Annotated in this window: 22 protein-coding genes and 1 tRNA gene; 17 read left to right on the forward strand and 6 right to left on the reverse strand. The window is 55.7% G+C overall.

Annotation, left to right across the window (positions count from 1 at the left end; genetic code table 11):
• Window positions 1-187: 187 nt before the first annotated feature.
• The gene (locus ACU6TU_RS01780) at window positions 188-424 is read left to right on the forward strand and encodes a YdcH family protein (protein WP_447142888.1); all 237 of its coding nucleotides are present in this window, start codon (window positions 188-190) and stop codon (window positions 422-424) included.
• Window positions 425-678: 254 nt separating this feature from the next.
• On the opposite strand, the gene ACU6TU_RS01785 is transcribed toward ACU6TU_RS01780, so the two are convergent.
• From ACU6TU_RS01785 to ispB, 3 genes are all read right to left on the reverse strand, one after another.
• On the reverse strand, window positions 679-1,032 hold the full coding sequence (locus tag ACU6TU_RS01785) for a hypothetical protein (protein ID WP_447142889.1): 354 nt from the start codon (window positions 1,030-1,032) through the stop codon (window positions 679-681).
• 256 nt (window positions 1,033-1,288) lie between these two features.
• A tRNA-Pro gene (locus ACU6TU_RS01790) sits at window positions 1,289-1,365 on the reverse strand.
• 98 nt (window positions 1,366-1,463) lie between these two features.
• Complete coding sequence (gene ispB / locus ACU6TU_RS01795; protein ID WP_447142890.1) at window positions 1,464-2,480, reverse strand: octaprenyl diphosphate synthase; 1,017 nt, start codon at window positions 2,478-2,480, stop codon at window positions 1,464-1,466.
• 288 nt (window positions 2,481-2,768) lie between these two features.
• On the opposite strand from ispB, the gene rplU reads away from it, so the two are divergent.
• From rplU to proB, 4 genes are all read left to right on the forward strand, one after another.
• Window positions 2,769-3,080: a 50S ribosomal protein L21 gene (gene rplU / locus ACU6TU_RS01800; RefSeq protein WP_447142891.1), complete on the forward strand. Its 312-nt coding sequence runs from the start codon at window positions 2,769-2,771 to the stop codon at window positions 3,078-3,080.
• A gap of 43 nt (window positions 3,081-3,123) precedes the next feature.
• The gene (rpmA, locus tag ACU6TU_RS01805; RefSeq protein WP_447142892.1) at window positions 3,124-3,381 is read left to right on the forward strand and encodes a 50S ribosomal protein L27; all 258 of its coding nucleotides are present in this window, start codon (window positions 3,124-3,126) and stop codon (window positions 3,379-3,381) included.
• A 149-nt stretch (window positions 3,382-3,530) separates the two neighbouring features.
• Entirely contained in the window at window positions 3,531-4,718 is a 1,188-nt protein-coding gene (cgtA, locus tag ACU6TU_RS01810) for an Obg family GTPase CgtA (protein WP_447142893.1), read from the forward strand.
• A gap of 130 nt (window positions 4,719-4,848) precedes the next feature.
• Entirely contained in the window at window positions 4,849-5,982 is a 1,134-nt protein-coding gene (gene proB, locus ACU6TU_RS01815; RefSeq protein WP_447142894.1) for a glutamate 5-kinase, read from the forward strand.
• Window positions 5,983-6,015: 33 nt separating this feature from the next.
• Here proB and ACU6TU_RS01820 read toward each other — a convergent pair whose 3' ends face one another.
• Together ACU6TU_RS01820 and ACU6TU_RS01825 are read right to left on the reverse strand one after the other, a co-directional pair.
• On the reverse strand, window positions 6,016-7,071 hold the full coding sequence (locus ACU6TU_RS01820) for a DUF1853 family protein (protein WP_447142895.1): 1,056 nt from the start codon (window positions 7,069-7,071) through the stop codon (window positions 6,016-6,018).
• Between the two features lie 102 nt (window positions 7,072-7,173).
• Window positions 7,174-7,644 carry a PepSY domain-containing protein gene (locus ACU6TU_RS01825; protein ID WP_447142896.1) on the reverse strand — a complete coding sequence of 157 codons (471 nt, stop codon included), beginning with the start codon at window positions 7,642-7,644 and terminating at the stop codon, window positions 7,174-7,176.
• A gap of 161 nt (window positions 7,645-7,805) precedes the next feature.
• On the opposite strand from ACU6TU_RS01825, the gene ACU6TU_RS01830 reads away from it, so the two are divergent.
• The 5 genes from ACU6TU_RS01830 to ACU6TU_RS01850 all read left to right on the forward strand — a co-directional run bounded on the left by ACU6TU_RS01830 (window position 7,806) and on the right by ACU6TU_RS01850 (window position 13,121).
• A complete protein-coding gene (locus tag ACU6TU_RS01830) occupies window positions 7,806-8,159 on the forward strand; it encodes a PepSY domain-containing protein (RefSeq protein ID WP_447142897.1) in 354 nt (117 codons plus the stop codon).
• A gap of 24 nt (window positions 8,160-8,183) precedes the next feature.
• A complete protein-coding gene (locus ACU6TU_RS01835; protein ID WP_447142898.1) occupies window positions 8,184-8,858 on the forward strand; it encodes a response regulator transcription factor in 675 nt (224 codons plus the stop codon).
• Complete coding sequence (locus ACU6TU_RS01840; RefSeq protein ID WP_447142899.1) at window positions 8,855-10,222, forward strand: ATP-binding protein; 1,368 nt, start codon at window positions 8,855-8,857, stop codon at window positions 10,220-10,222. Before ACU6TU_RS01835 ends, ACU6TU_RS01840 begins: the two co-directional genes overlap by 4 nt.
• 9 nt (window positions 10,223-10,231) lie before the next feature.
• Window positions 10,232-12,184, forward strand: coding sequence for an alkaline phosphatase family protein (locus tag ACU6TU_RS01845; RefSeq protein WP_447142900.1), 1,953 nt, complete (start codon window positions 10,232-10,234; stop codon window positions 12,182-12,184).
• 154 nt (window positions 12,185-12,338) lie between these two features.
• The gene (locus ACU6TU_RS01850) at window positions 12,339-13,121 is read left to right on the forward strand and encodes a PAS domain-containing protein (RefSeq protein WP_447142901.1); all 783 of its coding nucleotides are present in this window, start codon (window positions 12,339-12,341) and stop codon (window positions 13,119-13,121) included.
• Here ACU6TU_RS01850 and ACU6TU_RS01855 read toward each other — a convergent pair.
• Window positions 13,118-13,909: a putative metalloprotease CJM1_0395 family protein gene (locus tag ACU6TU_RS01855; RefSeq protein WP_447142902.1), complete on the reverse strand. Its 792-nt coding sequence runs from the start codon at window positions 13,907-13,909 to the stop codon at window positions 13,118-13,120. The two genes, ACU6TU_RS01850 and ACU6TU_RS01855, sit on opposite strands and share 4 nt — an antisense overlap.
• Window positions 13,910-14,000: 91 nt before the next feature.
• Here ACU6TU_RS01855 and ACU6TU_RS01860 point away from each other — a divergent pair, with 91 nt between their 5' ends.
• The 7 genes from ACU6TU_RS01860 to rpsT all read left to right on the forward strand — a co-directional run bounded on the left by ACU6TU_RS01860 (window position 14,001) and on the right by rpsT (window position 20,867).
• Window positions 14,001-14,228, forward strand: coding sequence for a DUF2835 family protein (locus tag ACU6TU_RS01860; protein WP_447142903.1), 228 nt, complete (start codon window positions 14,001-14,003; stop codon window positions 14,226-14,228).
• A gap of 164 nt (window positions 14,229-14,392) precedes the next feature.
• Entirely contained in the window at window positions 14,393-15,064 is a 672-nt protein-coding gene (locus ACU6TU_RS01865) for a glutathione S-transferase (protein WP_447142904.1), read from the forward strand.
• A 91-nt stretch (window positions 15,065-15,155) separates the two neighbouring features.
• Entirely contained in the window at window positions 15,156-17,759 is a 2,604-nt protein-coding gene (locus ACU6TU_RS01870) for an EAL domain-containing protein (protein WP_447142905.1), read from the forward strand.
• A 251-nt stretch (window positions 17,760-18,010) separates the two neighbouring features.
• Entirely contained in the window at window positions 18,011-18,781 is a 771-nt protein-coding gene (locus ACU6TU_RS01875) for an amino acid ABC transporter substrate-binding protein (RefSeq protein ID WP_447142906.1), read from the forward strand.
• A 121-nt stretch (window positions 18,782-18,902) separates the two neighbouring features.
• Entirely contained in the window at window positions 18,903-19,571 is a 669-nt protein-coding gene (locus tag ACU6TU_RS01880) for an amino acid ABC transporter permease (protein WP_447144161.1), read from the forward strand.
• Window positions 19,568-20,323 carry an amino acid ABC transporter ATP-binding protein gene (locus ACU6TU_RS01885; protein WP_447142907.1) on the forward strand — a complete coding sequence of 252 codons (756 nt, stop codon included), beginning with the start codon at window positions 19,568-19,570 and terminating at the stop codon, window positions 20,321-20,323. Before ACU6TU_RS01880 ends, ACU6TU_RS01885 begins: the two co-directional genes overlap by 4 nt.
• Before the next feature lie 277 nt (window positions 20,324-20,600).
• Window positions 20,601-20,867, forward strand: coding sequence for a 30S ribosomal protein S20 (gene rpsT / locus ACU6TU_RS01890; protein WP_447142908.1), 267 nt, complete (start codon window positions 20,601-20,603; stop codon window positions 20,865-20,867).
• Window positions 20,868-20,871: the final 4 nt, after the last annotated feature.

Here is a 20,871-nt window from a genome sequence, read left to right on the forward strand (position 1 = left end):
CTATCAGGATAGCGTGAAACGGGCAGCCCAAATACGACTTAAGGTGCCCTCGCGGCGGGGAAGTGCATGCGGTCTGTTTCAGACGCATTTACCCGCACGTTTTCCTGGCTTGATATACAAGAATCTTGTCATTACTGTGTTAACACTTTTTAAGTTTTCCCATTCGAGCAACAGACGGAGCGCACGCATGGATATCGAACATCACGACCTGGCTCACGAGTTCCCCGAGCTGAAGGAACGCATCCACGAGTTAAAGACGCACGACAACCACTTCCGTAATCAATTCGAACGCTATGACACGGTGACCAAGGATATCGAGCGCCTGGAGAAAGAGGGTTTGCCAGTCTCGGATTCCGCGATCGAAGAAAAGAAAAAAGAGCGTCTCGCGTTGAAGGACGAACTCCATCACATGCTTACGACTTAAGAGATAGCATTGGATAGCGAAACACTGTTGCCGATTAGCACTGACACAAAAAACTAAAACCAACGCAACCAAAAACGGCCACCTGCTCAATGAGCTAAGTGGCCGTTTTTTTGATCCGGATGGCAGGGTTCGAACCTAATGACACTGTCTCCCGAAGGCAGCGCTGAGTTATAGCCCAGCGTAAATGCCGAGACCAATGGGCAGCATCGGTAAGTCATTTTCAGTGTTGCCTTAAAGTGCCTGCCTGATAGCGATCACCTCAGGGTATTGCCCTCTTCGATCACGCCTGTGCCAACGCTTTCGCCGTCCTGGAACCATTCCAGCTGGTTGCCATCGATCTCGGCGGCGTAGCAGCCGTAATCAGTGTCGGGGTAGCAGACACCGTCTTCCGTAATCTCATAGTTACCGCCACCGGTGGCATCCTCGTAGGTGCCGTCCTCGGCGAAGTAGCTATTATAAACGCCTCCTCCCATGCCACCTTTGAAAGTATTGCCAACGAGCGCTGAGCGCACTTCATCTTCACTTGAAGCAGCCATGGCAGTCGTGGTCATCGTGCCCATTATAACAACAGCGGCAAAAGCGCTACGAGTCATCATGGATAAGGTCATCAAATATCTCCTGGCTGATAACGTTCAATGGATTGGACTGTTTGTCAGGGAGACGTCTCATCAGAGAATAGGAGCTATCGTAAAGCTCTTCTGAGGATAGGCGTCACTTAAACAGTCAATACATTCTTATACCAAATGTCCAGGATTGGTTAATGTTTTGTCACAGTTGGGGTGTGGCCTATATGTCACCTAGCGCCATCCCAACAAAAAACGGCCACTTGCTCAATGAGCTAAGTGGCCGTTTTCATGAAATTCTTGGTCGGAATAGCAGGATTCGAACCTACGACCTCTGCCTCCCGAAGGCAGCGCTCTACCAAGCTGAGCTATATTCCGAATATGTTGCGGCATGCACCGTTCAACGAGGGCAGATAATACGGGGCTGCTTGGTTTTTTTCAAGTCCCGTTTAGTAAATGCTGCCCGTGGTGAACCTTCAGGTATCGCGTTCCACCGCCAGGCGGGCAAGGTGGGCCATGGTGTCGCGGAACGGGCTGGGCGGTAGAACGTCGAGCTGCGCCAGGGCCTTGTCGGACATCTCAACGGCACGGGCGCGGGTGTAGTCCAGTGCGCCGGTGGCGTGGATGATGTCCAGCACCTCGTCGAGTTGGTCCAACCCGCCTTTGCGGATGACCTGACGAATCAGTTTGGCCTGTTCGGGGGTGCCTTTTTCCATGGCATGAATCAGGGGCAGTGTCGGCTTGCCTTCGGCCAGGTCGTCACCGACATTTTTACCCATGGCATTCGCATTGCCTTCGTAGTCCAGCAGGTCATCAATCAGCTGGAAGGCCAGCCCCAGGTAGCGGCCGTAAAGTTTCAGGGCCTGTTCCTGCTCCGCTGTGGCCTCGGCCAGCACGGCGCCGCTGTGGGAGGCGGCTTCGAACAGCATGGCGGTCTTGCCTTGAATGGTTTCGAAATAATCGGCTTCGGAAATGCTGGGGTTGCCGATATTGGTGAGCTGTTGCACTTCGCCTTCGGCAATTACACAGGTGGCTGCGGATAAGATGGCCATGATGCGCATTGAGCCGACATCCACCATCATCTGAAAAGAGCGCGAATAAAGAAAGTCACCGACCAGCACGGAGGGCGCATTGCCCCAGGCATCATTGGCGGTTTTTTTGCCGCGCCGCAGGTGGGATTCATCCACGACATCGTCATGCAGCAGGGTAGAGGTGTGCATGAACTCAATCAGTGTGGCGAGCAGGATATGCTTGTCGTCCTGATAGCCAAGTGAGCGAGCGGCGAGCAATACCAGTAGCGGGCGCAGGCGTTTGCCGCCGCTTTCGATGATGTAGCCGCTGATGGTTTCCACCAGGGGGACTCTCGAATTCAGTTGCTCGACAATGGTGCGATTGACGGCAGCGAAGTCGTCCGCCACCACAGCATGCAGCGGAGAAGGTGACGCGCTGTCAGGCTGGGTTGAAGCTGGCGTAGGAGAGGCGTTGGCAGTCATGGTCTGTTCATCGCGGCAGGTGGAAGCGGCAATAGCGCTGAATAAAGTTGATGCCATGCTATGGGGCGGTCTGTTGGCCGTCAAGCCACAACAACTGTTCGGGGATTGACAATGGCCAGAGTGGTTGTGGTATGTAAGGAAAGTCGCTATAATTCGCGACCCGCTCATCATGCTCCCTGTCAGATGGCTGCCGAAAGGGGCGCTACTCGCAGCAGGTCGATCAAGAGCCAAGCCGATGAGCGCCGTGGCAATAGGTCACGGCATTTATGATCCGTCTCGGAGAGAAACATGTACGCAGTCATTAAAAGCGGTGGCAAGCAGTACCGCGTTGAAGAAGGTCAGACGCTGAAACTCGAGAAGCTGGAAATTCCAACCGGCGAAACGATCGAGTTTGATGAAGTTCTGCTGGTCGCTGATGGCGACGATGTTACCGTTGGTGCTCCGATGGTTGAAGGCGCTAAAGTATCGGCTGAAATCGTCGATCATGGCCGTGCCAAGAAAATCAACATCATCAAGTTCCGTCGTCGGAAGCACAGCATGAAGCGTCAGGGCCACCGTCAGTGGTTCACAGAAGTTAAAATTACCGGAATCTCTGCGTAAGCAGTTATTTTCCAGGTTATTTCCTTAGTAGGAGGTTTTTACCATGGCACATAAGAAGGCAGCGGGCTCCACGCGTAACGGCCGCGATTCCGAATCCAAACGCTTGGGTGTGAAGCTTTTCGGCGGTCAGGCTGTAGAGCCGGGCAACATCATCGTTCGTCAGCGTGGCACCAAGTTCCATGCGGGCGCAGGCGTCGGCCTGGGTCGTGACCACACGCTTTTCGCTCTTGACGGAGGCGTGGTCAAGTTTGAGACCAAAGGCCCGAAAAGCCGTAAGTTCGTCAGCGTTGTTTCTGCCTAAGCGTTTTTGCTAGGCAACGCGTCGAACAAGAAAAGCCCCGCTACGGCGGGGCTTTTTTGTCTGCATAGCGCCTTTGACGTTGAGTTGACGTTCCGGGCGTTCAGACATTGCGAGGCAACCGGCGGCGAAAGCGGCCAGGAGAATATTCCATGCAGTTTGTCGATGAAGCTTCAATCATTGTTGAGGCCGGCAAAGGCGGTAATGGCTGTTTAAGCTTTCGCCGCGAAAAGTACGTGCCCAAGGGTGGCCCTGATGGCGGCGATGGCGGCCACGGTGGCAGCGTTTACCTGATTGGTGACGATGCGCTTAACACCCTGATTGATTTCCGTTTTCAGCGTTTTTATAAAGCTGAAAACGGCCAGGGCGGCATGGGCCGCCAGATGAGTGGCAAGGCGGGTGAAGACCTTCACGTCAAGGTGCCGGTGGGCACCACGGTGATTGATGAAGACACGCTGGAAGTGATTGCTGATGTGACGGATATTGGTCAGGTCGTGCTGGTCGCGGCGGGTGGCCGTCGTGGGCTGGGTAATATTCACTTCAAGTCATCTACCAACCGTGCGCCACGTCGCACCACGCCGGGCACCGAGGGTGACCGCCGTAACCTGCGCCTGGAAATGAAGGTAATGGCGGATGTCGGCCTGCTGGGCATGCCCAACGCCGGTAAATCGACGCTGATTCGTGCGGTGTCGGCGGCCAAGCCGAAAGTGGCCAACTACCCGTTTACCACCCTGGTGCCGAACCTGGGCGTGGTCAAGCTGGGGATGCATGAGCACTTTGTGATGGCGGATGTGCCGGGGCTGATTGAAGGCGCGTCCGACGGCGCTGGCCTGGGTCTGCGCTTTCTCAAGCACCTGACTCGTACCCGCTTGCTGTTGCACGTGGTTGATGTGGCGCCGTTTGATGAATCCGACCCGATTGAAGCCGCACAGGCCATCGTGCATGAACTGGGTCAGTTCTCGCCTGCTCTGGCGGAGCGCCCGCGCTGGCTGGTGTTGAACAAGTTCGATCTTCTGCCGGAAGACGAGCGCGAAGCGCGTGCCCAGTCGATTATCGATGCGATGAACTGGGAAGGTCCGGTGTTCCGCATTTCTGCGATCAGTGGCGACGGAACCGATGCGCTGGTGCAGGCGGCTCACCGCTGGTTGACGGAACAGCAGCGTCTTGAAAACGAAGACGAAGAGGCGCACGAGCGGGAGCAGGAAATGCGTCGGCGCATGGAAGATGAATCAGTCGCGCGGACGGAAGCGCGGCTGGGTCGTAAGCGCAAACCGCGTGATGAAGATGATGATGACTTCGACGATGATGATTATGATGTCGAGGTGGAATACGCTCCCTGAAACGGCACTTTTATCACGTTTGATTAAGCCGTATGAGCGTGAGTCTGCGGGCGTAAAAGGGAATGTGCGTGAGTTTACAGGCGTAAAGGGAGCGTAAAGGTAATGGGCGTAAGGGTGCGGGAGACATGATGTGAGCGAGCAGGAACTGGGACGCGACAGCCTTCGTCGCGCGCGCCGCGTGGTGGTCAAGATCGGCAGCGCCTTGCTGACCAATGACGGGCGTGGCCTGGATGCAGAAGGAATTGGCGGCTGGGTCGACCAGATTGCCGAGCTGCATCAGCGCGGCGTGGAAGTGGTGCTGGTGTCTTCCGGTGCGGTGGCTGCGGGCATGGTGCGCCTTGGCTGGCAGGCACGGCCCAGTGCGGTGCACGAGCTGCAGGCAGCGGCCGCCGTGGGCCAGAATGGCCTGACCCAGTGCTATGAGCAGCATTTTGCCCGCCATGGCATTCTTACCGCCCAGATCCTGCTGACCCATGATGACCTCTCCAACCGCAAGCGTTACCTGAACGCGCTTTCGGCGCTGCGTACCCTGGTGGAAATGCGCGTGGTGCCGGTGATCAACGAAAACGACACTGTTGTCACGGACGAGATTCGCTTTGGCGATAACGATACGCTTGGTGCTCTGGTGGCCAACCTGCTGGAAGCCGAAGCGCTGTTTCTGCTGACCGATCAGGAAGGGCTGTTTGATGCCGACCCACGTCATCATGCGGATGCTCAATTGATTACCGAGGGCCGAGCGGATGACCCGCGCCTGAAAGCGGTGGCGGGTAGTGGCGGCGCGCTGGGGCGGGGCGGTATGGCAACAAAGGTGCGTGCTGCGCAATTGGCGGCACGCTCCGGTGCGGTCACGGTAATTGCCAGTGGTCGCCAGCCGGATGTGCTGACGCGCCTGATGGACGGCGAAGCGCTGGGTACCCTGTTACGCCCTGAGCAGGCACCCATGGCGGCGCGTAAGCGCTGGCTGGCGGGGCAGTTGCAAGTGCGCGGCTCGCTGGTGCTGGATGCCGGTGCCGTCAAGGTATTGCGTGATAAAGGCTCCAGTTTGTTGGCCGTGGGGGTGCGCAGCGTTCAAGGCACCTTCCGGCGTGGCGATATGGTGTCCTGCGTGGATGAACAGGGCGGGCTGGTGGCGAAAGGACTGGTCAACTACGGTGCCGATGAAGCCCGTCAGCTAGCGGGGCAGCCGAGTCATCAGATCGAAGCCATTCTGGGTTATGTCGAAGCCCACGAACTGATTCATCGCGATAATCTGGTTGTCGTGTAAGACCCGTTGTTGTGTCAACACTGAAGACTTCGGTCAACGCGGCGCAGGCAGTGGGATATGCGCTGGCCAGTGGTCGGCAACGATAAATATCCGCTGTGTCTTGCCGTCATTCGGTGTCAAGCATATCAGCTGCTGGGGCCACCTGAGTGAGATCGCCTTTAGCGTCTGCGGCTCTGTGATCTGGTGTAACGCCTGCCACTGTTCAAACGGCGGTGGTGCCAGCCAGTGGGGCTTGGCTAACCAGGTGGCAAGGGTGCCGGCGGGAAAGGTGGCCGCCAGTGCTGGCCAGTCGCTGGCGTGGCACCAAAGGCCACGACGGTGTTCCGCTGTGGCCCCTTCCGGCGGCGGCAAGTCGGCATGCCACGGGTAGTAAAGAATGCCGGGCATGGCCATCTGATGATCAATCACCGCAGGTTCGGGGCCGTTATTCGCCATGCTGTCGCGTGGCGTTAACCAGTGGCGCAGAGTCTGCCGGGCGTCAGACGTTGTCGATAACGGCAGCTGACGATGCTGCATGTGGTAGCGCTTGATATCGAGGCTATCGAACCCGCCAGGCCCGATCCAGCGACTTTGGCTGGCGTTCTCACCGGGGCCTTCCGGCAAGCCAAGATAAAACTTGATAGCCACTTCAAGATGAATCGGAGTTGGGTCCTGGCGGGTGCGATACAGCATGTCCAGTTCGCCAAGTGTCGTGCGTTGCGCATAAATGCGCACGTTGCGCGCCAGCAGACGAGTGTTGGGGGCGTTGTCCAGCAGGTAGTGCCACAGGCGTTCATGATAATGCCCCATACGGGCATGACGTAATTCGCTTAGCGGTAACGATGACAGAACACGCTCTTGCCGACGCAGCCAGGCAGCAATTTCAGCCGGTGACTGAAATCCCAGCGTTGTCAGCGTTGGGCGCCCGGGAATGTCGGGTAGCGTCACCAGGTCGGGCGTGTTTAATAGCCAGACCATGTCACGCATTAATGCACTTGGCCAAGCGGCCGATACGCTTTCCAGTTCCCGATTATCACGTTCCAGGGTGCCCGGTTCCGGGTGGTGATGCGGGTTGTCAGCGCCGTACTGGTTCAAAAAGCAGTCTCTCAAACGCGGTGGCCTCCTGTAACAACGTGACCGGCGTTGCAGGTCTGCAACGCCGGTCAGTTGAGTCACTTGCTAAGGCCATCTTGCCATCAATCAAGGCGTATTTCAGTCACGTTCAATGTGGCTGACCTGATCACTGCCTTGACGCAGGCTGATTTCGATATCACGCCCATTGGCATCCTGGCCTTCAATTTCGATCATGCCGCTTTCATCAATCTTGATTTCTTCAAAGGCGGTCATGCCTTCTGACTGGGCAATTTCAAATGCCTGACGTATATCGCTATCGTTCATGCCCCAGGCACCGGTGATCAAGCGCTCGCGTTTTTCGCGCTGGGTGTCGCCGCTTTCCACGTCAAAACGAACATCGGCGTTCCACTCGTCGTCGAGCCAGCCTTCTACTTCAACACGTCCACGGCTTTTGGTTTCAATTTCTTCATAATGGTTAAACCCATAGGCAGAAGCGTGCTCCAGGACGCGGTCGATACGATTGATGTCCAGCGGGTCGTCCGCCTGGGCGGTGCCAGCAAATAGCAGAGCAGCAGCAGGAATTAGTAGAGCTTTTTTAATAGATTTCATCATCGTCTCCTTTACATGTGAACCGTCACGCTGGTGTTGGCAAGTCGCATACTTATCCGAGCTAGGCGTGACGCTGATTAACGTTATATCACTGGCTAGCTTGCTTTAAGCTGACGATCCGGTTCATCGACGGTTCATGTACGTTTTGGCATGCTGTCGGTATGACAATGCTCAAACGCTATTTGCCGTATCGCGCCTTGAAGGGGCGGCTGGCTTTTTTGCTGGTTGTGCTGCTTTCCAGCCCGCTGGCTGCTGAACCCCTATGGCAATCGCTGCACAGTGATGTGCAGCGCGGCGAGGTCGTGCCGCTGGAAAGCATCCTGGACTGGCTGGAGGCTCACTATATCGGTGAGGTACTGGAAGTGGAGGTTGAGCGTGACGATGGCGGGGTCGAGTATGAAATCAAGCTGTTGGGGGAGCAGGGGCAGATCGTTGAGTTCGAGTTTGATGGCCACACTGGCCTGCTGATGGAGATCGAGGGGCTGCGCATTGATGCGATGCGTCGCCAGCCATAATGGGCGAATGCAGGAGCCGACGATTTGAAATGCTTGCTGGTAGAAGATGATGTGCCTTTGGCCAATGCACTGCTGGATGTGCTGCGTGAAGGCGACTGGCTGGCCGAATCGGCTGCCACCGGCCAGGACGCCGATTTCCTGGTGCGCACGGAAACCTACGATGCGGTGATTCTGGATCTGGGTTTGCCGGATGGTGACGGCGTGCGCTGGCTGAGCGCCTGGCGGGAAGATGGCATTAATCTGCCTGTGTTGATTCTGACCGCGCGTGAACGCTGGGCGGATAAAGCGGCCGGTTTTTCCGCAGGTGCGGACGATTATGTGACCAAACCGTTTGAAGCCGCCGAGGTGCTGTTTCGTCTGCATGCGCTGGTTCGGCGTAGCCACGGCCACGCCCATCCGGTGCTCAACGCTGGCGAGCTGAGCCTGGATACGCACACTCAGCACGTCACCCTGGCAGGTCGCCCGATCGCGCTAACCGCTCAGGAAACCCGTCTGCTGCGCTATCTGATGCAGGCTGCCCCTCGTTTGGTGAGCCGTACTGAGCTTTCCGAGCATGTCTATGACCGCGACCACGAACCGGAATCCAATGTGATTGATGTTCAGGTCAGCCGCCTGCGTCGCAAGCTTGGTGCCTGGCGGATAGTTACCCTGCGTGGCCAGGGATACCGGTTACTGGCTGAGGAATCTGACACACCATGATCCGTCAGCGCCTGGCTGAATACCGGCGCCGTTGGGCACGCCGCTCCATTGCAGCACGGTTGCTACTGGCCGTTCTGCTGATTGTTTGCCTGGCGTTGCCGGTGACGGGGACATTTTTATCCCATCATTACCGTGAATCAGCCACGCAAAGCTTTGATAACCGCCTGATGGCAATGCTGAACGTGTTGCTGGCAGGCATCAGTGTTGACGCAAAGACCGGGCAGTTGGTGATGGATCGCCCCCTGGGGGATGCGCGTTTTGAGCAGGTCTTTTCTGGCTGGTACTGGCAGGTCAGCGACGCTGATGAACACGCGCTGACCTCGCGTTCTTTATGGGATCAGCGTTTGCCGCTGGGCGCGACTGACGAAAAGACCCGCACGCTTGAGGGGCCTCGCGGGCAATCGCTACGGGTCGTGGAGCGTGATATTTATCTGCCTTCGCTGCCGACGGCGCTGCATGTCAGCATTGCCGCCAGTGACACAGAGCTGACCGCGGATATTCGCTCCTTCACCCAATGGCTGTGGGGCGGGCTGGCGGTGCTGGGGGCCGTTCTGCTTGGCGTGCTGGCACTGCAGATACGCTGGGGGCTGTCGCCTTTGCGACGTTTGCGCACTGCTTTGCAGGCCATTGAAGAGGGGCGTTCCGAGCAATTGCCGAGTGATTTTCCCGATGAGCTGAATGCGCTGGCGACGGGCATGAACGCCTTGCTGGCACGGGATCAACGCTTGATTGAGCGTGGTCGGCATACGGCGGGCAACCTCGCCCACGCGCTGAAAACACCGCTCAGTGTGATGCGTTTGCAGCTAACCCAGTTGCCTGAAGCACAAAAGCCCCGCTGGGAAGCAGAGTTGACGCGCATTGATAACGCGGTGCGTCATCATCTGGCGCGAGCCTCGGCAGCAGGTGAAGGCGCGCGGCTCGCCCCCTTGACGTTGAGCGCAACGCTGGCTCCTATGCTGTCAGGCCTGGGGAAGCTGGCGCAGCGGCGCGGATTACACCTGGAAGTGGACTGGCACAATGAGCGCTCTGTGTACCTGGATGCCCAGGACGCTCAGGAGTTGGTGGGGAATCTGTTGGATAACGCACTGCGCTGGGCGAACCAGCGAGTGACGCTGCAGGGCCGTTTTAACCATGACCGGCTCACCCTGACCATCAGCGATGACGGCCCAGGCATGTCGGATGAGCAGTGTCAGGCTGCGCTCGAACGCGGGCGACGCCTGGATGAACAGCGCTCGCAAAGCGGATTAGGGCTTTCTATTGTCGTGGATCTGGTGGCACTCTATCAGGGAGAACTCCAGCTCAGTCGCTCCGTGCAGGGAGGGCTTATGGTAACCGTGATACTGCCTGTGGTGGCGCAACGTTAAGGAGATCGCATGTCTGAAAGGTCAGAACAGACACCTGCTTCTGCCCAGCCCCTGCCAGACATTCTGGTCGGGCCGCTGTTGCGCCGGATCACCCCGACGCGCTGGGTGATGTGGCTGGTGGCTTCCCGTGAAGTGAGTATGCACCTCAAGCTGCAAGCGGCACAGCAGCCAGCGCAGACGTATCCACTGGCAGAGGGGCAGCAATGCCTGCGGTTGGGCCAACACGCTTTCCTGTACCTGGTTGACCTTGAGCTGGCATCACCGCTCCCAACGGATACTCTGATTGAGTATGACCTGCTGGTCGAAGGCACAGATGGTGAGGTGTCAGGCATTCGCCAGTGGGCGCCCTGGCTGTGTTATGACGGCGCAGACTGCCCAAATATGGTGATTACCTCGCATCATCGTCGGCTGCTGCATGGCTCGTGCCGCAAGCCACATCATGACTGCCCGGATGGGTTGGTGCGTGCAGACAGTTGGCTGGAAGGCAGTGTGGCCGACGTCAAAGAGCGTCCTGCCTGGCTACTGATGACCGGTGATCAGGTTTACGTTGATGATGTGGCAGGGCCGATGCTGCGCGCGATTCATGCATTGATTGAGCGCCTGGGGCTGGTCGATGAAGTGCTGGAAGGCGCAACCGTCGACGACAGCCAGGCGCTGTATCAGTCTTCCAGTACCTATTATCGGCGTGAAGACCTGCTGCCTGATGTGACCAGCAACGCGGTGCTACGTGAGCGCTTTTTCGGCGGCGTTAAAAAGCCGGTATTTACCTCGGCGAACGCCCAAAACCACCTGATGACCCTGGCAGAAGTGCTGGCGATGTATTTTCTGGCATGGTCGCCAACACCCTGGCGTTTGCTCAACCTGACGGCCCCTGACCTGGAAGACGCCCAGGCGCAACTCTACCAGCAGGAACAAGGTGTTATTGATGCTTTTGTTGATGGCTTACCGCAGTGTGCTCGAGTCATGGCGCATATCCCCAGCCTGATGATTTTTGATGACCATGACGTCACCGATGACTGGAACCTGACCGCTGACTGGGAAAGGGCCGCCTACGGCCACCCGTTTTCCAAGCGGATCATTGGCAATGCACTACTGGCGTATCTGCTCTGCCAGGGCTGGGGAAATGCCCCCGAAAAGCTGAACCCTCTGATTGATGCCGTTCAGGCCTTGCTGCCCCAACACCAGGACAAACCTGAGCCGCTGGCGCAGAAAGCGCATGACGCCTTGATCGAGACGCTGCTGCGGTTTCAAGGCTGGGAATACCAGGTGCCAGGTAGCCCGCCGCTGATTGTGCTGGATACTCGTACCCGCCGCTGGCGCAGTGAAAGCAGCCCGAATCGTCCTTCCGGGCTAATGGACTGGGAAGCCTTGATGGAAATGCAGCAGGCTTTGATTGACGCGCCGGGCGCGGTGATTATCTCCCCTGCACCCATGTTCGGCGTCAAACTGATTGAAGGTATCCAGAAGATATTCACCTGGCTGGGCAAACCGCTAGTGGTAGATGCCGAAAACTGGATGGCTCACCGTGGGGCGGCCAGCGTCTTGCTACAGATCTGGCGGCATTCCAAAACCCCCGGTAACTTCGTCATTCTTTCCGGAGATGTGCATTACTCGTTTGCCTACGACATTGTGGTGAGCCGCCGAAAAAATGCACCACAGCTGTGGCAAATTACCTCAAGTGGTATCAAGAACACCTTTCCGGATACCTTGCTGGATACGTTTGACCGACTCAATCGGTGGTTATATGCGCCCTGGTCACCGCTCAACTGGCTGACCAAGCGCCGTAAGTTCAGCGTGTACCCACGCGACCCTGAGCAGGCAAAGGCTGGCGAACGGATGTGGAACGGTAGCGGTATCGGGCTGGTCACCCTGGATGAAAAAGGCCGACCGACTGATATACGCCAGCTCGATGCACGAGGTATGGATGTGATCTTTCCACCGCCGGACGCATTAAAACGCTGAGCCACGGTGTCGTCTGACGTTTCGAGACTAGCTGTCACGCCAGTGTCACGAGAATCTCCGGTTTAAACGCACCGCTTGCGCCTGCCTGTAAATAGCCCTCATGATAACGGGAGGCAAGGTCACGACGATACTCGCAGCCAGGAGGCCGACGGCGATGACGATACCGTCCATGGAAAACAACAAGACATCGAGCGTGAATACGCTGTCAGGCTTACGCTTCGAGCAATTTTATGTGGCCTTTGAGCAGAGTCCTGTGGCCACCGCTATTACCGATGCAGATGGCCATATTGAATATGTTAATCAGCGTTTTCTGGATGTTACCGGCTTTGACCGACATGAGTTGCTGGGCAAGACACCGGCCTTGATTCAGTCTGGCATGACGCCGAGTATTGTTTATGAGCAGATGTGGGCAACGCTGAAGGCCGGTAATGTCTGGCAAGGGGAAATTCTCAACCAGCGCAAAAATGGTCAGCTTTACTGGGAAGAACAAACCATAACCCCGGTCAAGAGGGCAGACGGAGAGATTGTCAATTACGTCGCCGTTAAGGAAGACATTACCCACCGGTATCAGCAAGCCAAAGAGCTGCGCTTAATGAGCGCCGCCTTTGAGTCGGGGCTGGCGACTTTGATCACTGACGCGGATGTCATCATTCAGCGTGTTAACCAGGCCTTTGTTGAGATGACCGGCTACCCGCGCGATGAAGTGATTGGGCAGACGCCGAAACTGCTCAAGTCAGGCTGCCATGACCAGGCGTTTTATCGGGCGATGTGGCAATCGTTGCGCTCGACAGGGCGCTGGCAAGGTGAAGTATACAATCGTAACAAAAACGGCAATGACCACCTGGTCTGGCAGTCAATTACCGCTGTGAGTAATAATGAAGGGCAGGTAAGCCATTATGTGGCGGTGTTTCACGCAATACAGCAGCACACGCCTTAAGCGGCACGCGGTGGCGTATTACCAGACTCAGCAGTAGGGTCAGCCTTATCCGTAGTGGGTTCGCTTGACGGATTACCTGCTGCGCGAGCATTGTTCATTTCGCTTTGTAATCTGGACGCTTCCAGCTTGGCTTCAAGCAGGTACTGACGCGCTTGCGCGGCGATCTGAAGATCTTTGGATGACGGTTCTGCAGGTGCCAGAGCGGCGGCAATCACGGTTTGCATTTTCTCTACTGTCGCTTGAGGGTCGCCTTTGACAGGGCCGTAATCAATCGGTACCTGGCCTGCCACGGCATAGCGTTTGCCATCCGGGCCTGACTGGTAGTCATAGCTGGCGCTGCCGGTGTAGGGGCCACCTGCGATCTCATGGGCGCGTTCGTGCTGACGAACTTCCTGATCGGTCTGCTTGAGTTGCTCGACCTGGCGAACTTCCTGCTCGTTTAACGGGGTGCCATCCGGGCGAGTCGGTGTGTTGCCAAGCGGGTTTTCAGTGCTTTTGTTGTCAGTACCTTCATCTTTAACACTTTTCTCTGTCTTGTCTTCTTGCGACGCTGCATCGCTGGCCCTTTCCGTTGCCCGTCTGCTGCCGCTGTAATCCTCCGTTGCGGTAGCACTGGAAGACGCAACCCGTGCGTAGTTGTTGCTACTATCGGTAATCGGGCGTTGGTCGGCTTGAGAAAGCGTTGCGCTGGCAGCGCGTTCTGCTCCGCCCACACGGCTAGTCGCAGAGGCAGTGACCGACCAGTAGGTCGGCGGTAATGCTGAACTACTGACAGATGAAATGGGCATAAGCAGTACCGATAAGGTAAACGATAAAGTAACATTCCAATTAAGTATCGTTGACCTGTTAAAAGACTGCAAGGTGGAAAAACCCCCTCTAATGCCTTCAATTGATATCGTATTGCATCTTTCTCATGATGAATGTCTGGCCCACTATGAAGGCCGAATAGGCAACGTGCGTACCCGGAGCCTGGATGGGCGCTGGGTGATATTTCCTGCCGAAGCCATTCGTCGGGTGGTGGGCCGTGACGGCGTGCATGGTGTGTTTCGGTTGGTATTTTCCGATGAGGGAAAATTTATCAGCATCACACCCTTACGCCAGCGTTAAATCGTCGAGCAAACAGGCTCCTGTGAGCAAAGCAGCTCTAAGTACAGCTATCAGTAGGGTTCAACGCTTTAAATATGTATGCTGATTAACATTAATTAACAAAAGGATAAGGGTGTGTCTGACGGGTTAAGCTGACAGCACTTCCCCTTAATAAAGGAGCTTTTATGATTCGCGTTCACCATTTAGAAAAATCTCGTTCTCATCGGGTTCTGTGGTTGCTGGAGATACTGGCGCTTGATTACGAGATCGAGACGTATCCGCGCGACAGAAAAACCCAGCTGGCACCAAAAGCCCTCAAAAAAGTACATCCTTTAGGTAAGTCGCCGGTCTTGACGGATGGTGACGCAACGATTGCCGAATCAGGCGCCATTATTGATTACCTGCTGATGCGCTATGGGCAGGAGCTATCGCAACCTCAGACGGATAATATCGCGGCCTGGACCAATGAGCGCTACTGGTTGCATTACGCCGAAGGCTCGTTAATGCCTCTTTTGGTGATGCGTTTGGTGTTTTCCCAGCTTCCCAAGCAATCCCCTTTGTTGATCAAACCGATAGCCAATGGCATCAGCACTACCGTCAATAAGCGTTTTCTGGCGCCGCAGCTTGCTGAGCACCTGGCCATGATCGAAAACCATCTGGAGCCGCGTGGCCAATTTTCCAGTGCCTGGCCGAGTGGTGCAGATGTGCAGATGAGTTTTCCGCTACAGATGCTGGCGCTGTCTGGTGCCTTGGGTGACTACCCGGCCATCCGCCGCTTTGTAGAACGCATTGAGGCTGACTCGGCCTGGCAGCGCGTTGTTGAGCGCGCCGGACCACTGGCGCTGCCGGCTAATTAATGCTGTGAAAGTGATTGGTGAGCAGCGGTTGAGGAAGTGGCTGGCCCTTTTTGGTCAGCGATGCCGTCAGGCGCTTGTCTGGCGGGTGTTAATGGCGTTGATGCTCTTGTTCGCTTCGCCCACTTTTGCACAGACGCTCTCTCTTAAAGTCGGTGTCTATTACAACCCACCCAAGATATTTATGGATGCTGATGGTGAGTCTGGCGGTATTCTGGGTGAACTGCTGGTTGATATCGCCGAGGAGGAAAACTGGCAGTTGGAAAGTGTGGCGTGCCAATGGCAGCAGTGTCTGGAATGGCTGGAAACAGGCGACATTGATCTGCTGCCAGATGTGGCGTGGAGCGCCGAGCGTGCTCAGTATATGCATTTTCATGAAGAACCGGCGTTGCATAGCTGGTCACAGATCTATCAGCATGAAGGTGTCGGCCTGGATGCCATTCTTGACCTGGAAGGCACCACGGTCGCTGTCATCAACGGCTCAATCCAGCAACATTATCTGGCGGAGTTGACGGAACGCTTCGCTATCGAGGTCGACTGGCTGAGAGTCAACAGCTTTGCTGATGGCTTCCAGGCGGTAGCCAGCGAGGAGGCAGATGCTGCCGTCGCGAATCACCTCTTTGGTGGCTGGCATGCGGCTGAGCTTGGCCTGCAGGAAACACCGATCATTTTTCAGCCGGTTCGTCTTTATTATGCAACTTCTTTTCTGGCACCCAGCGAGGTTTTGCCCAGGATCGACCATCACCTGCGTGAGTGGAAAGCGGAAACGGGTTCACCCTATTACGCTACCTTGCGCCAATGGCGCGCCGACCCTGCCAAAATGTCTAACGTGCCTTCCTGGCTGTTATGGAGCCTGGGGGCATTGCTATTAATGTTGCTGGCGGCGCTCTTAGGTTACTGTTTTCAGCGCAAACGCAGTGAGCATAGCGACGCACAACTGGTCGCAAACCGGGAAATGCTTGAGACGATTCTGGATAATCTGGAAGCTCATGTGTATATCAAGTCGCCAACACTTGAGTACCGTTATGTGAACCGGAAAATATGCTCTTTGCTCAAGCAGCCCGCCGAAAATGTTCTGGGCCGCCGTGATGAGGCTTTCTTTGACACGGCAACCACTGCCGAGTGGAATGAGATTGATAAACGAGTGTTGGCCAGTGGCAAGAAGGTCACGACGGAAGAAAGCCTTTCGCTTAAGAACGATCCCACTGTGCGTACGTTTCTTTCCATCAAAATGCCACTGGTCATGGCGCCGGGGGAAGCGCCTTCGCTGTGTGGTATCTCGACTGACCTGACGGATTACCAGGAAATGCAGTCGCGCACGCATTTTCTGGCGTTTTATGATGCCCTGACGGGGCTGCCCAATCGCCGCCTGATGTTTGAGTCACTGACCTCTGTGGTTGCTAACAAAGCCATGGATGATCGTTTCTCGGCGCTTCTTGTTGTCAACCTGGATAGCTTTCGACTGGTGAATGATATCCAGGGGCATGAGTGTGGTGACCAGCTTCTTATACGCGTGGCAGAGTGCCTGCAAAACTGCCTGGATGACTTTTTCGGTACAGCATCAAAAACGGATTGGTCGGTGAGAGGTGAATCGGAAAGCGTCAATGTCAATAATGTTGCCACACTGTCCCGTTTCAGTAGCGATGAATTTGTCGTGCTGATTGACAATGTGCAAGGTGACTTACAGGCCGCCGCGCATCACATTGAGCGCCTGGCACGGCAGCTGATAGAAGCCGTCAATAAACTCAGCGGACGCGCTACCCTGCCCATCGGGGCAAGTGTTGGTATTACGCTGTTTCATGAGGTGATTGAGCAGGTTGATGTGGTGCTGCAGCAGGCGGATATGGCACTGCAACAAGCTAAAATTGCAGGGGGGAATACCTTACGCTTTTTTAATGCCGATATGCAGACCAGTGTGCTGGAGCGGGCAAGTCTGGAGGCGGATCTGCATCAGGCGCTTGAGCGAGACGAATTAGTCCTGTTCTACCAGCGCCAGGTGGATGAACACGGCGTCACGACGGGAGTGGAAGCCCTATTGCGCTGGCAGCACCCTGAACGTGGTCAGGTGTCGCCGGGGATGTTTATTCCACTGGCAGAAGAAAATGGTTTGATCGTGCCGATAGGCCGTTGGGTGCTGGAAACCGCCGCTCGACAGCTCGCATTGTGGTCACGCGATACCGCCTACTCAACCCTGACAATCTCCGTTAATGTCAGCTCCGTGCAATTTCAGCATTCGGAATTTGTGCGTGATGTTGAGCATATTCTGCATCAGACCCAGGCACCCCCGAAACGTCTTGTGCTGGAAGTTACAGAGAGCCTGCTGATGCACGACCCTTCACGCGTCAGGCTCACCATGCTTCAACTGCGTGACCACGGTGTGCGCTTTGCACTGGACGACTTTGGGACAGGCTATTCGTCGCTGAGTTATCTCAAACGGCTGCCATTGGACGAGCTGAAAATTGATCAATCCTTTATTCGTGAGCTATTAGCGGACAAGGCTGATGCGGCGATTGTTGAAACGACGATTCTGTTAGCGGATAGCCTGGGTTTGAGTGTGGTGGCGGAAGGGGTGGAAACTGCCGAGCAGCTGGTCTGGCTGAAAGCGCATGGCTGTACACGTTATCAGGGCTATCTGCTGGGTCGCCCAGCGCCGATAGAGGTCGTATCTGAAGGTGATTCGCCGCAACGTCAGGCTTGATAAGCGCATCTGGCACGCCACTATCGATAGCACCATTGGTTGATCTTTGATTCCAAAAAATACTAAAAAACCGGTTTATTATTTCTTTTTTGATGGTATCTTGGCGGCATCGCGCTGGTAACTATTCGACGAACGTCGCAGCCAGCGCCCACGTTTAAATCAAGGTACTTAGGTACCTCAGTTAGGTGCTCTGGTTAGGTACTTTAGTTAGGTGCTCTAGCTAGTTAAGTACCATAGAGAGGATAATGAATATGGCGAATGTAAGCCGTTGGAAAAAAGCCGTTGCCGTTCTTTCACTTAGCGTTGTAGGCGGTGTGCTGTCTGCCGCTGCTTACGCGGATACGCTGCGTGTGGGCATGTCCGGTGGTTATTTCCCCTTCACCTTTGTTGAACAGGATGAGCTGAAAGGCTTTGAAGTCGATGTCATGAACGCGGTGGGTGACGTAACGGGCGACGAGATCGAGTTCATTACAGCAAGCTTCTCTGGTCTGGCGGGCATGCTGGAATCTGGCCGTATTGATACCATTGCCAACCAGATTACGATTACCGATGAACGTAAAGCGAAGTACGCTTTCACCGCACCCTATGTCTACGATGGTGCTCAGGTGGTTGTACGGGCAGGAAATGACACCATTCACGGTGTTGAAGATTTATCGGGTAAAAGTGTGGCAGTAAACCTCGGCTCTAACTATGAGCAGTTACTGCGTGAGCAGCCCAATGCTGATGAAATTGATATCCGCACCTACGAGTCCAACGTAGAGCAGGATGTGGCGCTTGGCCGTGTGGAGGCGTTTGTAATGGATCGCGTCAGCGCAAGCCAGGTAATCAGCGAGCGCGGTTTGCCGCTAGCGCTGGCGGGCCAGCCGTTTACTTCTATCGAAAATGCGCTGCCGTTCCGCGATGATGAAGAAGGCCGTGCCCAGCGCGACCGTGTCGATGCCGCTCTTGAAGAGCTGCGTGAAAACGGTACGCTAAGTGAAATATCGCAAAAATGGTTCGATACTGATATCACCCAGCCGTAAGCGCGACGTTTACCTGCAAGCGCCCAGCAAGTGATGGCGGCCGTGGCAATGCCACGGCCGTTTTGCTTATTGCGATATTGCTGGATGCTGTTTGGAACAACCTGCTGACCTTGGAATCATCATGCTGAATCTGGAGTACATGTGGGGCCTGTTGCCGGTCCTGTTAAGCTATTTACCGTTAACGCTACAGATGGCGGGTATTGCCATGGTGTTAGCGCTGATTATTGCTTGTCTGTTGGCCGTCGTGCGGGTTTCGCGGGTGCCAGTGCTGAACGGCGCGGCGCTGCTGTTTATCTCATTTTTTCGTGGTACGCCGTTGCTGGTTCAGTTATTCCTGTTCTATTACGGCTTACCCCAGCTGATCAACGCGCTGATTTCCATCAATGGGGTGACGGCAGCGGTGTTGGGTCTGACGCTGCACTTTTCCGCTTACATGGCAGAATCCATTCGCGCCGCGATTATCGGCATTGATCGCAGCCAGACTGAGGCGGCGCTGTCTATTGGCATGACGCAATCCCAGTTGATGCGCCGGATTATCCTGCCCCAGGCAACCCGTGTCGCCACGCCAACGCTGATGAACTACTTCATCGATATGATTAAAGCGACCTCGCTGGCGTTTACCCTGGGCGTCACCGAAATGATGGGGGCGACGCAGAAAGAAGCCTCGGGAAGCTTTCTCTATCTGGAAGCGTTTTTGCTGGTGGCGATTATTTACTGGGTCGTGGTGGAAGCGCTGTCCTGGAGTCAGCGTCGTCTGGAAACCTATCTGAATAAGGCGTACCAGCGATGATTACCCTTGAATCTGTCACCAAGCGATTCGCCCAGCAGCCGGTGTTTTCCGACGTTGATCTACATCTGGAACAGGGTGAAATCATCGTCATTATCGGCCCTTCAGGCACTGGCAAGTCAACCTTGCTGCGCTGTATTAATTTTCTTGAGCGCCCGGAAGCCGGACATATCACGGTCGGAGATTTACGGGTCGATGCACAGCACGCCAGTCGCGCGGATATTCTGGCACTTCGCCGTCGCACCGCCTTTGTGTTCCAGAACTATGGGCTGTTTGCCAACAAAACTGCGCTGGAGAACATCAGCGAAGGCATGATAGTGGTGGATAAACTGCCCAAAGCCCGGGCTCACGCGCGGGCAAGAGAGATACTGGAACGCATTGGTCTGGCGGATAAGGCGGATGCTTATCCGGCATCGCTTTCTGGCGGCCAGCAGCAGCGGGTAGGCATTGGGCGCGCAATGGCCGCCAACGCGGATGTGATTCTGTTTGACGAGCCGACATCCTCGCTGGACCCGCAATGGGTGGAAGAAGTGCTGGGCTTGATGAAGCAATTAGCCGCCGAGCATCAAACCATGATAGTGGTCACCCACGAAATGCAGTTCGCCCGCGACGTCGCCGACCGTGTGGTGTTTATGGATGAAGGGCGGATTGTCGAGCAGGGACCGCCGGAACAGCTGTTTACCAATCCTCAAGATGAGCGGACACGGCGATTCTTACGCAAGATTCTTGCGCCGACAGGGCAGGCGTTGCCTTGATCAGCAAGTACGGGGCGGGCGGAAAAGCATTGACAAGCGCTGGCAAGCCCATCTAACGCGTGATAGACTATCTCATCCTCTCAGACAAGACCCGTGAACGGGCAGGCTTTAAACTGCACGTTACACTTTTTTGGAAGTGTGAAAATCGCTTTCAAATCAATCGGTTGTTGTGGAAAGATAATTACGGAAATGTCGGGCAGTGGTTAGCGCCCACCGACAGACACATAGTTAATCCGTTGCCATTTACTGGCAACCTTTATTCTCCAAGGAGATACCTGTGGCGAACAGCAAGCAAGCACGCAAGCGCGCCCGCCAGGCCGAGAGCCGTCGCGTCCTGAAAGCCAGCCAGCGCAGCATGGTCCGCACCTATATCAAGCGTGTGATCAAAGCGATCAGCACCGGCGATCATGGCAAGGCAATGGAAGAGTTCAAGGCAATGCAGCCGGTTGTTGACCGCATTGCTGATAAAGACGTTCTTTCCAAAAAGAAAGCAGCACGTCTTAAAAGCCGCTTGAACAAGCGCATTAAGGCTCTGGCGGCGTAAGTCG

The sequence above is a fragment of the Halomonas sp. LS-001 genome (assembly GCF_052983955.1).